At 46.3% G+C, this 14,367-nt stretch carries 14 protein-coding genes; 8 read left to right on the forward strand and 6 right to left on the reverse strand.

The genetic code is table 11. The features are described 5' to 3' along the window. Positions 1-52: 52 nt before the first annotated feature. Positions 53-904, reverse strand: a complete 852-nt coding sequence (gene rsmA, locus NDI44_RS12725) for a 16S rRNA (adenine(1518)-N(6)/adenine(1519)-N(6))-dimethyltransferase RsmA (protein WP_190411723.1) — start codon at positions 902-904, stop codon at positions 53-55. A 212-nt stretch (positions 905-1,116) separates the two neighbouring features. Between rsmA and NDI44_RS12730 the strand changes: the two genes are divergently transcribed. The 4 genes from NDI44_RS12730 to NDI44_RS12745 all read left to right on the forward strand — a co-directional run bounded on the left by NDI44_RS12730 (position 1,117) and on the right by NDI44_RS12745 (position 4,419). After that, positions 1,117-1,782: a TIGR00266 family protein gene (locus tag NDI44_RS12730; RefSeq protein WP_190411599.1), complete on the forward strand. Its 666-nt coding sequence runs from the start codon at positions 1,117-1,119 to the stop codon at positions 1,780-1,782. A gap of 67 nt (positions 1,783-1,849) precedes the next feature. Continuing rightward, positions 1,850-2,527 (forward strand): TIGR00266 family protein, encoded by a 678-nt coding sequence (locus NDI44_RS12735; protein WP_190411600.1) that lies wholly within the window; start codon positions 1,850-1,852, stop codon positions 2,525-2,527. Positions 2,528-2,601: 74 nt separating this feature from the next. Continuing rightward, positions 2,602-3,300 carry a TIGR00266 family protein gene (locus tag NDI44_RS12740; protein ID WP_347276185.1) on the forward strand — a complete coding sequence of 233 codons (699 nt, stop codon included), beginning with the start codon at positions 2,602-2,604 and terminating at the stop codon, positions 3,298-3,300. Between the two features lie 297 nt (positions 3,301-3,597). Next, positions 3,598-4,419 carry a M48 family metalloprotease gene (locus NDI44_RS12745; RefSeq protein WP_190411602.1) on the forward strand — a complete coding sequence of 274 codons (822 nt, stop codon included), beginning with the start codon at positions 3,598-3,600 and terminating at the stop codon, positions 4,417-4,419. Positions 4,420-4,534: 115 nt separating this feature from the next. On the opposite strand, the gene NDI44_RS12750 is transcribed toward NDI44_RS12745, so the two are convergent. Continuing rightward, positions 4,535-5,047, reverse strand: a complete 513-nt coding sequence (locus NDI44_RS12750) for a hypothetical protein (RefSeq protein ID WP_190411603.1) — start codon at positions 5,045-5,047, stop codon at positions 4,535-4,537. 112 nt (positions 5,048-5,159) lie between these two features. On the opposite strand from NDI44_RS12750, the gene NDI44_RS12755 reads away from it, so the two are divergent. Further along, a complete protein-coding gene (locus NDI44_RS12755; RefSeq protein ID WP_190411604.1) occupies positions 5,160-5,585 on the forward strand; it encodes a hypothetical protein in 426 nt (141 codons plus the stop codon). On the opposite strand, the gene thrB is transcribed toward NDI44_RS12755, so the two are convergent. The 3 genes from thrB to NDI44_RS12770 are packed head-to-tail and all read right to left on the reverse strand — an operon-like array spanning position 5,572 to position 10,039. Beyond that, positions 5,572-6,537: a homoserine kinase gene (thrB, locus tag NDI44_RS12760; RefSeq protein WP_190411605.1), complete on the reverse strand. Its 966-nt coding sequence runs from the start codon at positions 6,535-6,537 to the stop codon at positions 5,572-5,574. The genes NDI44_RS12755 and thrB overlap by 14 nt on opposite strands. Positions 6,538-6,592: 55 nt before the next feature. Continuing rightward, on the reverse strand, positions 6,593-7,720 hold the full coding sequence (locus tag NDI44_RS12765) for an ATP-binding protein (RefSeq protein WP_190411606.1): 1,128 nt from the start codon (positions 7,718-7,720) through the stop codon (positions 6,593-6,595). A 9-nt stretch (positions 7,721-7,729) separates the two neighbouring features. Beyond that, complete coding sequence (locus NDI44_RS12770; RefSeq protein ID WP_190411607.1) at positions 7,730-10,039, reverse strand: CBS domain-containing protein; 2,310 nt, start codon at positions 10,037-10,039, stop codon at positions 7,730-7,732. Positions 10,040-10,688: 649 nt separating this feature from the next. Between NDI44_RS12770 and NDI44_RS12775 the strand changes: the two genes are divergently transcribed. Beyond that, positions 10,689-11,276 carry a Yip1 family protein gene (locus tag NDI44_RS12775; RefSeq protein WP_190411608.1) on the forward strand — a complete coding sequence of 196 codons (588 nt, stop codon included), beginning with the start codon at positions 10,689-10,691 and terminating at the stop codon, positions 11,274-11,276. Positions 11,277-11,528: 252 nt separating this feature from the next. On the opposite strand, the gene thrS is transcribed toward NDI44_RS12775, so the two are convergent. Next, positions 11,529-13,355, reverse strand: coding sequence for a threonine--tRNA ligase (thrS, locus tag NDI44_RS12780; RefSeq protein WP_190411609.1), 1,827 nt, complete (start codon positions 13,353-13,355; stop codon positions 11,529-11,531). Positions 13,356-13,528: 173 nt separating this feature from the next. Between thrS and NDI44_RS12785 the strand changes: the two genes are divergently transcribed. Continuing rightward, complete coding sequence (locus tag NDI44_RS12785; RefSeq protein WP_190411610.1) at positions 13,529-13,858, forward strand: DUF2605 domain-containing protein; 330 nt, start codon at positions 13,529-13,531, stop codon at positions 13,856-13,858. 119 nt (positions 13,859-13,977) lie between these two features. Continuing rightward, positions 13,978-14,292, forward strand: a complete 315-nt coding sequence (locus NDI44_RS12790; protein WP_190411611.1) for a DUF2973 domain-containing protein — start codon at positions 13,978-13,980, stop codon at positions 14,290-14,292. Positions 14,293-14,367 lie beyond the last annotated feature (75 nt).

Consider the following 14,367-nt stretch of genomic DNA (forward strand, 5'->3'; position numbering starts at 1 on the left):
CGATCTTTTCAGTCCGCGCACCATCCTGACAAGAGTTTGTGTAGCCGCAACTTTAGTCGTTAGGCTTGAGCAAATTACTCAAAGCAACCCACTGGGTAAGGCCCAAGTCTTCGGCGCGGGCTTGAGGGTTTACTTCTAATTGTTCCAGTATTTGGGTGAGGCGATCGCGTTCAACCATACTTTTCAGATTATTTCGCAACATTTTGCGCTTTTCGGCAAAGCCGAGTTTAACTAAATTCTCTAGGTGCTTGGGGTTTTCGGCGGGCGGTTCTATCAATCGCGGACGCAGCCGCACTACCGCTGAATCTACTTTGGGCGGCGGATAAAATGCTCCCGCTGGCACAATACAGATTAACTCGCACTCTGCCAAATACTGCACCCGCACGGTTAATGCCCCAAAATGTTTCGTGCCTGGTTTGGCATAAAGCCTTTGTGCGACTTCTTTTTGTACCAGCAGGACGATGGAATCAAACGGTTTAGCGGCTGGCTGGGCAATGGTACCTAACAACTTTTCCAGAATTGGGCCGGTAATGTTGTAAGGAATATTGGCAACAACTTTATTGGGATGTTGGAACGCTGGAAAAGGAGCAAGTTGAGCGTCTAAGTCGAATGAAAGGAAATCGCCTTGCAAAAGTAAAAAATGATCGACTTTACCTAATTGTTTCGCCAGCAGTTGACATAAATCGCGGTCAATTTCAACCGCAACAACAGATTGAGCTAAAGGTAATAAGCGACGAGTCAGGATGCCCGTGCCAGGGCCAATTTCTAAAACCCGTGAAGCGGAGCGATCGCCCTCAGGCGACTCGCTGCTGGATAACTCCGCTGCGGCGACAATTTGATTGAGCGCCTTGTCACTCCGCAGCCAGTGTTGAGCAAATTGTTTTCGAGGTTGAGGCGATCGCATGGAGGAAAGGATGCTGTTACAGTCTTCCTTCCAACCTACCACGCGGTCAAGTTGCTGCTTCCCCAAAGCTAAATAATGCCCTAAATCCAGAGCCAAGCCGCCTCAGCCGCCCCGGATCGACTTATTGCTTTTTCTTAAAAAAATCTGGATACCGGAAAAACTTCTGCCAGACTTGTATAGGTTTGCATCCTCCACAAGCAGGAGATTTGTCGGTGAAGTACGAAATTCGCTATAAACCAGCCTTTGCCTCTATTTTTGTCATCCTGAATCCAGGTGATAGCCTCACTGCTGAGGCGGGAGCTATGACCAGTATGGATGCCAAATTGTCGATAAAGACGGAATTTTCAGGGGGTTTAATCTCTGGATTGCTAAAGAAATTCTTTGGTGGGGAATCCCTTTTTGTGAATGTTTTTACCAACAATACACAGCAACCTCTGAATTTAATCTTGACTCAATCCACCATTGGCGATATAGCTTGTATTGACTTGCGGGGCGGACGAGAAATTTGCTTTCAACCAGGTGCTTATATTGCCCATAGTCCAGGCGTGAAAATGGGAGTTAAGTGGGCAGGTTTTAAGAGCTGGATCTCAGGAGAAGGGCTGTTCAAGCTGAAGTTAAGCGGTCAAGGTCAGGTATTTTTCGGTGCTTATGGCGGCATCATTCAAAAACGGATAACCGGGGAATTTGTGGTTGATAGCGGTCACTTAGTTGCCTACGAACCTGGCATCAAAATGAATGTTGGACTCGCAGGTGGCTTGCTTGGTTCTGTCACGTCGGGGGAAGGGTTAGTCAACCGGCTGACGGGGCAAGGAGAAATTTATTTACAATCTCGCAGTATTGGGGGTTTGGTCGGATATTTACGTCCTAAATTTCGTTAAGAAAAAGCCGATTGTAATAGCTTTTTCGCTTAATTGCTGAGTGCATAAATCAAGAGGATTTGAAGCGATGGATGTGGAAATTTTACATCAGCCGGATAGCGCGATCGCTCGCGTTACTCTCGGTGCCGGTGAAGAATTAGTCGCAGAAGCTGGCAGGATGATTGCCATGAGCGGTTATATCAATGCCAGTACGACTTTAAGGCAAGGAAAAGGCGGCGGAATTTTAGGCGGACTGAAACGCATGGTTGCCGGTGAGTCGCTGTTTTTGAGCGTTTTTCGCTCTCCCACGGCTGGCGGTGAAGTATTTTTAGCTCCCAAATTGATGGGCGATATTTTACTTTATCAAATGACTGGATCTGGGCTGGTCGTGCAATCTGCTTCTTACCTTGCTAGCGAGTCAGATGTTGATATTGAATTAGGATTTCAAGGCTTGAAATCTTTGTTTTCTGGGGAATCAATTTTTTGGTTAAATGTCAGCGGTCATGGCTCTGTTCTGCTATCTTCCTTTGGGGCAATTTATGAAATTCCTGTGAATGGCGAATATATCGTTGACACGGGACATATTGTGGCATTTGAGAAAAGCCTGAAGTTTGAAATTAGAAAAGCAACTTCCAGTTTAATTGGTTCGTTTTTGGGCGGAGAAGGATTCGTTTGTCGGTTTCAAGGACAAGGTCGAGTATTTTGCCAAACTCACAATCCAGGTGCCTTCGGGGTGCTAGTGGGTTCTCAGCTTCCGCCGCGATAAAGAGTGGGAATTTGTCATTGATAAATAGATTTTGAACGATTACCCATCCTTCAATTAGGAATTAGCAAAGGATAATTATGAATGAGATTGCCTACGAAATCGAGCATTCCCCAGCCTATGCTTCCCTACGCCTCGACTTACAAGCAAATCAAACTGTCTTGGTAGAATCGGGCGCAATGGCAGCAATGGATACTTGCATTAAAATGAAGTCCAAAGTCAAAGGTGGCTTAATGCAAGGTATCGGTCGGATGCTGGGCGGTGAATCTTTATTTTTGAGTGAATTTACCGCTGAAGGAAGGGCAGGACAACTCTATGTTTCGCCTGGAGTCCCTGGAGACATTCAGCATTACTACCTGAGTGGTAATGGATTGATGGTGCAATCTTCGGGTTTTGTTGCAGCTAACCCTAGTGTCGAAATTGATACTAAGTTTCAAGGTTTTAAGGGCTTCTTTAGTGGGGAGTCGTTATTTTTACTGAGAGCAACAGGTCAAGGAGATATCTGGTTTAGTTCTTATGGGGCAATTGTAGAAATTCCAGTTGCCGGTGATTATGTAGTAGATACGGGCTATATTGTGGCGTTTGAAGACTCGTTACAATACAATGTCGAAATGTTGGGAGGCTTGTCATTTAAAGGGCTGAGAACTGGAATTTTGGGCGGGGAAGGATTGGTTTGCCGCTTCCGGGGTAAAGGACGTTTATGGATTCAGTCGCGTGAGCTTTATGCACTGGTAAATTTCTTGAATCCGTTCCGTCCAGTGAAGAGTAGTAACTAAGCTGAATCTTGCTGTAACTGCACCAAATAGAACTTTTAGACGGTCGCGTTATGTCGGTTCTTACTTAAGGGCAATATAGAGAGGAACCTCACCCCCAACCCCTCTCCGTTCGCGGAGAGGGGAGAATCTTGAACCCCTGTGGGTAAATGGGGTGGGGGTGAACTGTAGGGCATCTAAATAGAGAATTGCGATCGCGTGCAGGTAACTCACGATGCAATAGAAAGAAGGTCAATGCATTGCTATACCGGATGCAACTAGGCAATGCAGTAACAATAGCGTTTTTGGAGCAAGCCTGAAGTGTCTGGAACTGCAACATCGAGCGATCGCAACCCACCTCCCAATAACCGCCAGTTACTGATTGTCTTAGGGCTATTTATTGGATTTATCGTCGGCGTTATTTGGCTGCTGGGGTTGTTTATTAATAGCTTGGTGTGGGTAATTCCTCCCAGTGTGGAGCGACAGTTGGGTGCCGTCATTGTCCCGGCTTATGAGCGCTTGGCAAAGCCCTCACCGGCTCAAGATACGCTAAATCAGCTGCTAGATAGGCTGGAGACAAAGTTGCCTTCCGAGCAGCGCCAAGAGCGAGATTATCGGGTGCTATATGTTCCCGATAATACGGTGAATGCGCTGGCGCTACCGGGCGATCGCATTATCATCTACGCCGGTTTGCTGAAACAGACGGAATCGGAAAATGAGCTGATGATGGTGTTGGGGCATGAATTGGGGCATTTCGCCCACCGAGATCATTTACGGGCGTTGGTGCGACAACTACTGTTACCCATTGCGATCGCTACTGTCTTTGGGGATGCTGCTGGGTTATCATCGGCAGCGGCGACGGGTGTTCAAGCTGTTAGCAGTTCCCGATTCTCTCAATCTCAGGAATCTGAGGCGGATGAGTTTGGCTTAACATTGTTGCAACAAACTTACGGTCATGTTGCGGGTGCAACCGACTTTTTTGCTCGAATGAGTCGCAAAAGTGGTGCAGGCTTTGATTTCTTGACCTCCCATCCTGCCCCTGGTAGGCGCGTTAAAGAATTGCAGCGCTTAATTGAGCAGCGGAATTATCCTGTAAAAGAGCGATCGCCTTTACCGGAAACACTGGCGAACCTGGAAAAATAGCCAGCGCTCCGAGACCTAACCCTCTGCCCGTTCTTTTCTACTAGGGAAGGGGCGCAAGCTATCTTCAAAGCCCCTCTCCGAATCAAAGAGGGGTTAGCAGAGAGGTTTCTCCCGTTCACACGACTTGATTCGTAATCATCCACACAGTGCTATCCGAGCGGACGTAGGGAACCGAAATTTTGCTAAATCCAGTAATGAAAGGTCTGTTGTATAACTGCCAATAACTGGGACTAATCTCATCAGCAATCGCCTTGAGCGCTTGCACTTCCTGCTTCAGTTCCTCCGCCAGTTCGTTAATTCGTTCAGCGCGATCCTGAGCGCGTTGTTTTCCTTCCTCTACCTGCTCTGCGAGAGGATGTTGTGTCCGCCCCTGCAATAACTCTTGCAATCCTTGCGATCGCCCGATCTCCTTCAATTTAGCTTCCAAGGCAGCGATCGCATCATCGATTCCCTTGACTTCAGCAGAGATTTGTGCTGTTTCTCTAGCATGACGACGATAAGCCTCAACGATTGCTTCTGGCGTGTTATAGCTTGGCAATACTGGATCGACTTTCAGGATGGCGCGTTCTTCTTTGAGCGCCTCAATCTGAGTGCGAATCGCTTCAATTTCTACTTGAATTGGCTCCATAATTACTTTCCTAACTTAGGTGAATAGTTCCGTAAAACTTCTGGCATTTTGTGAATCAATTTACAGGGTTACGATTACTCGACATTAATTCACCCGTTTGTTGACCTAACTTATGTTGAACCGAATTAGTCTTAAAAAGACAGCAAATTCGTTTTTAGTCATTGCCACAATTTTAAGTATGGAAACGGGATTGCTAAATGAGTCAATGCCTGCTTTAGCGGATATGACTACAAGTAACTGGAGCGAATGGATTGAAATCAATGAAACCAACAGTGTCAGCCGAGTGACGAATCGGAGAGACGATACCAGCCAGAACAACTGTCTGGATAATGCGCTTGAATTCCTGAAAAGTAGTAATGCCCAAGAGACAGGAGTTATCACAGAAGCAGCTTACGGACGATTTGGGAATCTGTCAGCTTATTTAATTTGTGCGCCTGAAGGGGATAAAGTTCTCGTTTTTGTTTCAGGACCTAGAAACCAATCCACACAAATTCAGCAGTTACGCAAAAATCTGAGTGACCAATTTAGGAAATATTAGAGGTTTTCGCCCCGTGGGTGTCAATCGAGAGCGATCGCACTTGTGCCATAATTCCCTCATCCTTCCAAGCCGCCGCCATTGCCTCCACAACTGTCGGTGCCAACGCCGCCTCTGCTAAAGCTAATAAAGTTGGTCCCGCACCACTAATTACCATCCCAAAAGCACCAGAAGCCATTGCTGCCGAGCGTACAGCATCATATCCTCGAATCAACGCTGTCCGATAAGGCTGATGGATTCGGTCTTGCATCGCAACTCGCAACCAATCAGCCCTGCCGGTTTCCAACCCTCGCAATAATAAACCCAGATGCGCTGTATTAAAAATTGCATCGGCACGGCTGTATTGAGTTGGTAAAACTCGCCGCGCTTCTTCAGTTGAAAGTTCAAAATCCGGAATCGCGACTACTGGGACAATCTCAGAATGCCAAGGAATCTCACAAATTTCCCATTCTTCTTTGCTTTCTCCGTGTCTGTGCGGTTCGTCACTCAAACCCGTCGCTGCTAGACGACACCCCCCCATCAGTGCTGGAACCACATTATCAGGATGTCCTTCCAGAGCGATCGCAATTCTTCTCACCTCATTTTCATCTAGAGGTGCCCCAGCCAGACAGTTCGCACCCACCAAACCTCCCACAATTGCCGTCGCCGAACTCCCCAGTCCTCTTGCCAGGGGCACACCCAGCTCGATCTCAATCTGCACAGGCGGTGGCGTTTTCCCGATATGCTCGTACAATTTCACAAATGACTGGTAAACCAGATTATCAGCACCCGTGTTGACTCGTGCGGCTTCTGTTCCCTCGACCGTAATGCTGAGTCGTGTTACAGCATCCGCTTCCTGGCGTGTGAACTTGAACTGGTTGTACAGCGTTAAAGCTGCGCCTATGCAATCAAAACCCGGCCCCAAGTTAGCAGTTGTGGCTGGAACGCTGACGGTAACGGTAGAAACAGGATGCATCTCAACGAATTGCGAAATAGACTATTATAGACTCTACCGTTTAACAGCCTGCTATCTATGAAGGAACGTTTTTTTCCGGCATTACGCAGATGTTCAATGGCAGCATGACTGTAAAAGTAGTCCCCACTCCAACTTCACTATTTACAGCAATCTCTCCACTCTGTAAGTCTAAACATTTTTTGACAATCGTTAGTCCTAGTCCATGACCGGGAATACTACTCACATTTGTCGCTCGATGAAATGAGTCAAACAATAGTTCTCGGTCGCCTGGAGGAATGCCAATTCCGTTGTCTTTTACCTGAAAAACTGCCTCTCCATTCTCACACAAAAGTTCAAAGTAGATATTGCTGCCTTCGGGTGAATATTTGATAGCATTCCCTAACAAATTACTAAATATATGCCGCAGCAGTTTTTCATCCAAACAAGCATCAGTACACTCACCTTGATTGGTGAAAATAATTCTATGTTTTGAACCAGAGCTGAATTGCATATGGTCTACCAAATCCCGGCAAAAGCATACTAAATCCAGGGGTTTTGGCTTGCATTCTAGTTTTCCTTCGTCTGCTTTTCCAAACTCTAAAACTTCGTTTAACAAATTGTTCAGCGAATGAACCGAGGTTTGAATAAGATAGAAATACTCACGTCTTCTAAGTTCTGTTAATTCGTGGCTATAAGATTCCAGTAGTTCAGCAGAAGATAAAATTGCGGTCAGCGGGTTACGGAATTCGTGGGCAACCATGAACCAAAAGCGAGATTTAAGTTCGCTTAATTGTTTTTCTTTTTCAAGAGCTACGCGAGTTGCTGCTTCGGCTAAATGTCTGCGAAGTGCGATTTCAATCGTAGTATGTAAATCTCTTTCATCAAACGGTTTAATTATATAGCCAAATGGATCTGTAATTTTGGCTCTTTCCAGGGTTTTTTTATCGGCATAAGCAGTTAAATAAATTACTGGAATATCGAAGTTTTTATGAATTTTTTCAGTGGTTTCTATTCCATCCAATTGTCCTTTCAACATAATATCCATTAACACTAAATCGGGCTGAATCTCCAATACTTTTTGAATCGCTTCCTCTCCCGAAGCAACAGAAGCGACAACGTTATATCCTAAGCGTTGCAAGCTCTTTACGATATCCTTGGCAACAATTCTTTCATCTTCAACTACTAAAATTTTTTCCTTTGCCATTTTTTTTATTTATGTCTTCCTAATGTTGCCGATTTCTGAAAATGTGATAAAAAAGCTTGTCCCTCTACGACTATCAAGTTCGATAGTCCCGTCTAATTGTTCAGTGAGGGTGCAGACTAACTCCAACCCCAAGGATTCAGTATTCCGGAAGTCCAAGTCTTTCGGGAAACCAATTCCGTTGTCACTGACGTTCAAAATAAATTGATGATTGCCGTTTGAGTAAATATTAATACAAATTTCCTTAGCGATACTGGGCGTTGGAAAAGCGTGTTTTAAGGAATTCGACATTAATTCATTGATAATTAGACCACAAGGAATCGCTGTATCAATGTTTAGGTTAATGTCATTAACGTTTGTTTTCAGCGTAATTGCCTGAGAGCTTGCTTTGTAGGAACGAAGTAAATTTCCTGCCAGGTCGCGAATATACTCAGCAAAGTCTATCCTAGATAGGTCTTTGGACTGATACAATTTTTCGTGAATCAGAGCCATCGAGCGAATGCGATTCTGACTGTCCTTGAACATTCCCAGAACCTGTTCCTCTTTGGTATAGGCAGATTGCAGCTTTAACAGACTAGAAATAATCTGTAAATTGTTTTTGACGCGGTGGTGAATTTCCTTCAGCAGCACCTCTTTTTCTTTAAGCGAAGCCTTGAGTTGCTCTTCTGCTCGTTTGCGTTCGGCGAGTTCAGCTTGTACCTGCTGATAAAGTTCAGACTGCTGAATTGCGATCGCTACTTGCGTTGACAATTGTTTGAGCAAATCAATCTCAAACTCCCGCCACCGCCTGGGTCCCGAACAGTGATAGGCGCACAGCAGACCCCACAAATGTTCTCCTTGCAGAATCGGAACCACGAGGCTCGCTCGGATATCATACAAAGCCAGGATATCGATGTGACATTGGGTTAACCCGGTGGTATAAATATCTGCTGTGACTTGAATACGCCCTTTTTTGTAGGCTTGGGCATAATTCTTCCCAAAGCAATTGTCGTGAATTGTGCTACTTAGAGCAGGTTGCCAGCCCTCAGCAACCGATTCGACAACGACAGTGCCACTCATATCTGGATTAAAACGGTAGATAATCACGCGGTCAGTTTGGAGAAATTGCCGCACTTCAGCGACGGCGGTGTTCAGAATTTCGTCCAAATTGAGTGATTGATGAATGCGAAGGGCAATTGTGGTTAACAGGCGATTGCGCTCAAGCTGTTCCAAGAGTTCCGCTGGGCTTTCCTGTCCTTGAGGTTCTAGGGTTTCATTGTGCGGGGGGAGAGAGGATTCGGCTTCAAACTGCTCGATCGATTGCTGCAATTGCTCTACTGCTGTAGATATTTGTGTGAGATCGAGCGTTTGCAAAAAACTGGTTTGGGTAACAATACCTAACAGCTCCCTGGGATTCTCCGACACCACAACTCGCTGCACCTGGTGCTGCTGCATTTCCCAAAGGGCAACTAACACTGAATCTGAGGGGCTTAAAGACAACACGGATGCCCTCATTACCCTAAACGCCTGTATCTGCGATAAATCCAGGCTGAGAGCCTGAAGATCGATGATGTCCCGTTCGGTGACAATCCCTACTGGCTTCAGGAGGGTTGTTAGCGTAGCGGTAGGTCGCACGTTTTGAGTTTTGTTAGTGTAGCGATGCGTAGGAAGTTTTGAGTGTTGAACCTTTGCTTCGCTCAAGGGATCGGGTTGAAGTTTTGAGTTTTCAATAGAACTCGACTCGGAACTTTCTTCTGTAAGCACAACACAATTGACCTGGTGTTCTGCCATTAATTGAGCTAAGCTCAGCGCCGAAGCCGTCGCCGGTGCTTGAATAACTGGGGCAGTCATCACTTCTGTCAAAGGCTGCGATTTGATTAGCTCATCGAGGGGCAGTGCTTGGCGAATACTTTCGAGGGTGATAGTGCCCACCACTTGCCTTTGCGCGTCTATAACAGGTAGGTGGCGAATTTGATGCTGGCGCAGGATTGACAATGCTGTGAAAATATTCTCTGTGTCAGATTCAGTCAGAGCGATGCTCGGCTGCGTCATCACCGAGGCAATCTTGACTTCTGCTAAATTGATTCCTGAGGCGATTACCTGGATAGCATCTGTGTGGGTAAACACTCCGATTAACTGCAACCCTTCTACTACAAAGACAGCGCTAGCTCGTGCCTCGCTCATTAGCACTGCTTCTGGGGGTATCTTCAAACTAGGAAGTACGCAACTGCTTTTCGCTTTGCCCATCATGGCGATCGCGTCCATCAGTGGGGTGTCAGCCGATACAGTCAGAGGACGACGATCGATGACAGATTCTAAGCTAAGCAATCCCTTTGTTGGCATGGGTCAACCTGTGTATTATTGCGGTGTATTGCAGTGGGCGATCGCATACTTGCATTTGCAATTCCTCTATTACCAAATAGATTTTGCGAAAAGCAGTTGCTCCTTCACTTAGGATTCCCGCCAGAACTGTATTCGGTATCACATCGCCGCCTCGCAACGGGATTTATTTGACACAAATTGCCTTCACACAAGTTGCCGCGCCTTTTGCGGTACAGTCAAAATTCACCAATCGCTACTACCGACACCCTATTTGCGTGCAGGAAGGTAAATCTTTGATTCGTCTCTAGGCTTCGCGTGCTTTTGCCCTCATTCATCAAATTCATGACAGCAAGAAAACATCCCCGCAACCGTGAAATCCCATATGATTCGGATGTTTTACCAGGGCGATCGCTTTTTTACCACCTCCACCTTAGCTAGATCCTACCTAGCCAGAGAGTTAAGACAAAACCCTTTTGAGCATACCTTTTGTCAACCTCTTAAATCCTCTTACTAAAGGAATATTTAAATGGATATTGATTTGACTAATATCTGCGCTGGCAGCATCTGACAAAAGGGTGAAATCCTAATAATTGGGAAGATATATAGTGTTTAGCTGGATTGGGGCTTAAAATCAGTTCTGCTACATCAAATCAATAAAACAAAGTAAAAAATGAACTTAATTAAGCGCATTCCAAATATCCTGTTGCACCCCAAAAGTGAGTGGCGAGCGATCGCAAAAGAAACAACCTCTAGCGCTAGATTGTATAACACCTATATTGCTCCTCTGGCAGCGATCGCTCCAATCGCCGCAGCGGTTGGTTGGGCAGTTATCGGCATCAATACCTCTAGTATCGTTACGTCTCGGTTGCCCTTAGTGCCAGCTATTTTATATGCAGGTGTTAGCTTTTTACTAACACTATTAAGCGTATTTTTCTTGTCGTTGATTATTAATGCTTTCGCTCCTCAATTTTCAGCCGAGAAAAATCAGCTACAAGCTCTTAAAGTTGCTGCTTATGCCAACACACCTGCCTGGTTAGCCGGTATCCTCCGTATCATCCCAAGTTTCACGATTTTCGCATTTCTTGCTGGGTTGTATAGCGTATATCTGCTATATCTGGGATTGCCGATTGTGATGAAATGCCCGAAAAATAAAGCAACTGCCTACACTGCGGTAACGCTTGCGGGTGCGGTTGTACTGTATGTATTTGTTATCGGGATTAGCAATCTATTTGTTAGATTTCCCAAACCAGCACTCTAAAAAATGTTGGAATCGGCAGGCACTGGGAAGCTGAAAAATATCAATATTAAACGGATTTATAGCGTGCAATATAAAGGCGGAACCTCACCCCCAGCCCCTCTCCGTCAACGGAGAGGGGGAAAGATTTAACCCCTCTTTGCAAGCGGAGAGAGGCTGAGCTGGGGTGGCATTTTTGCTGTTATTGAGATGCACCCAATTGAAAAAGGGCACTCTTTTGGAGTGCCCCTATATGAACTATGAACTGGCAACTTCTTAAAAATTGTCGAAGTTAGCGATCGCGTTTTTCATCTTCTCCAACACTTCTTCTACAGGAATGACCCCCACATCGCCAGCCGCGCGGGTGCGAATACTCAGGCTATTTGATTCCAGCTCTTTCGCCCCTACCACTGCCATGACAGGGATCTTGTCCTTTTCGGCATTGCGAATCATTTTGCCCATGCGATCGCCGCTGGTATCGACTTCCACGCGAATACCGAGCGATCGCATCTTCTGTGCCACTTCCTGAGCAAAAGGCAACTGGGCATCGCTCACCGTCAGCAATCGCGCTTGGACTGGCGCTAACCACAGCGGGAAATCCCCCGCATACTCTTCAATCAAGATCCCGATGAGCCGTTCCAAGGAGCCAAAGGGAGCGCGGTGAATCATCACCGGACGCTTCCGGGAACCATCCTCCGCCACATATTCCAAATCAAACCGTTCTGGCAGGTTGTAATCCACTTGGACAGTCCCCAACTGCCACTCGCGGTCTAAGGCATCGCTGAAGATAAAATCCAGTTTCGGGCCATAAAATGCGGCTTCGCCAATGCCTTCAAAGTAGTTCATGCCCAAGGTTTCCACGGCGCGGCGAATCGCTCCTTGAGACTTCTCCCAAGCTTCATCGGAACCGATGTACTTATCTGAAGCCGGATCGCGAAAACTGAGTCGCGCTTTGAAGTTTTTCAGTTGCAGACTCTTGAACACCGACAGAATCAAATCCACCACTTTCAGGAATTCGCTGTCTAGCTGTTCTGGCGTCACAAATAAGTGAGAATCATCCACCGTGAAACCGCGCACCCGCGTTAAGCCGCCCAGTTCCCCAGATTGCTCGTAACGGTAGACGGTGCCAAATTCCGCCAGACGCATCGGCAGTTCCCGATAGGAACGCAACTCGCTCTTATAGATTTGGATGTGGAAGGGGCAATTCATCGGCTTCAGGACGAATCCCTGTTCTATCGCCGCCGCCTGCTCATCTTCCGCCATCAGCGGGAACATATCCTCTTTGTATTTCTGCCAATGTCCGGAAGTTTTGAATAAATCGACTCTGGCAATGTGAGGCGTCACCACCTGCTGGTATCCGCGTTTCAGCTGTTCCTGCTTCAGGAAGTCTTCTAAAACACTTCGCAACACCGTTCCTTTCGGCGTCCACAGAGGTAATCCCGGCCCCACCGGATCTGAGAAAATAAAGAGTCCCAGTTCTTTGCCGAGTTTGCGGTGATCTCGGCGTAGCGCTTCTTCCTTGCGGCGCTTATATTCAGCCAGCTGTTCTGGCGTTTCCCAAGCGGTGGCATAAATGCGCTGGAGTTGAGCTTTCGTTTCATCCCCCCGCCAATAAGCACCGGCAACACTTTCGAGTTCGATTGCCTTCGGATTTAACTCACTGGTATTTTCCAAATGAGGGCCAGCACACAAATCCCACCATTGATCCCCCAAGTGGTAGATGGTAATTGGTTCCTCAATGTCTTCTAATATTTCTAGCTTGTAAGGCTCATTAATTGTCTTGATCCGACCTTCAGCTTCCTCGCGACTGACTTCTTCCCGAATCACCGGCAATTTCCGATTGATGATTTTGACCATCTCTTTCTGGATGGACTTCAAATCTTTTTCGGTAAATGGCTCTGGATTATCAAAGTCATAGTAAAAGCCGTTCTCAATCCAAGGGCCGATAGTCACCTGCGCTTTGGGAAACAGCTTTTGCACCGCCATTGCCATAACGTGGGAAGCGGTGTGACGGATTTTCTTCAACGATTCAGATTCGCTGGTACGGGGCAAATACATTTTTTCTGGCTGTTCTTGAGACGCTGGAGATTCTGAGACGCTCATCGGCGGTTCCATAAGGACGAAGAAACGGGCAATTAATCGGGTGTTACTGCCTCTATCATACCGAGGTTGTTTTTCCCTGGCGATGTGGTTGTTGTTTAAGAGAATCTAAAAATATTATTACGAATTGTAAACTACGTTAAGATTAAATTTAGATAGTATTCGGTTTTTGATTCATGGCTGCTTCCAACTTGCCTGAAAATGAATTGCTGAAAACGGTATTACAACCGCTCTTAGAAGATTTTCAGTATTGGTTTGCGCGATCGCGCGCTCTCTTAGAAACTGAAGAAATTACTTTTTTAAGTGCCCAACAGCAATCCGACTTACTGGATCGAGTCAAGCTTGCTCACGCGGAAGTCAGCACCGCTCAGATGCTCTTTCAAGCGACTGATGCTCAAGTTGGCATTGAAACGTCAGTTCTGATGCCGTGGCACCAGTTGGTTACTGAGTGTTGGCAGGTGTCGATGCGCTTCCACGCTGAGCAATCCACTTCCACGAACAAGTAAATCTAAGGGCGAAACATCTTTACGGAAAATCCGGGGGCAAGCATTACCGTTTCGCCACGAATGCGAAAGCCCCTATTGACGAACATCCCATTAGACTGTGCGGCTTGGAGGAAAATCGTATGTTACACCTGCTTTATTTAATTGCCTTTACTGTTCTGGCGTTTCTTGCTATAGGGAATATGCTCCGCAACTTGTTAACCATCAGTAGTATGGATTCTCAACGGCGCTACCCACCAGGGATGCAGTCCCAATTTAGAGATTCTCGCTCTCCTTATGGGTCAATCCCACACCCGGAACTATTAGATGATGCCGGGAACCCGATTAATGAACCGCTTCTCGTGATGCGTTCCATGACCGTAGAAGACGCCCGCGAACAATTGGACGCCCTCTATAAATCTTCTCCCGGTATCAATGGGGACACCGAGGAAGCATGAATCAGAGCTATTTCAAAAGTAAAATTGGATAATTTAGCCGAAAAATTAGCAAGGTTTTTTACAGACTGGCAATCA

It is taken from the genome of Trichocoleus sp. DQ-A3, from assembly GCF_039961975.1.
GTDB lineage: Bacteria > Cyanobacteriota > Cyanobacteriia > Cyanobacteriales > FACHB-T130 > FACHB-T130.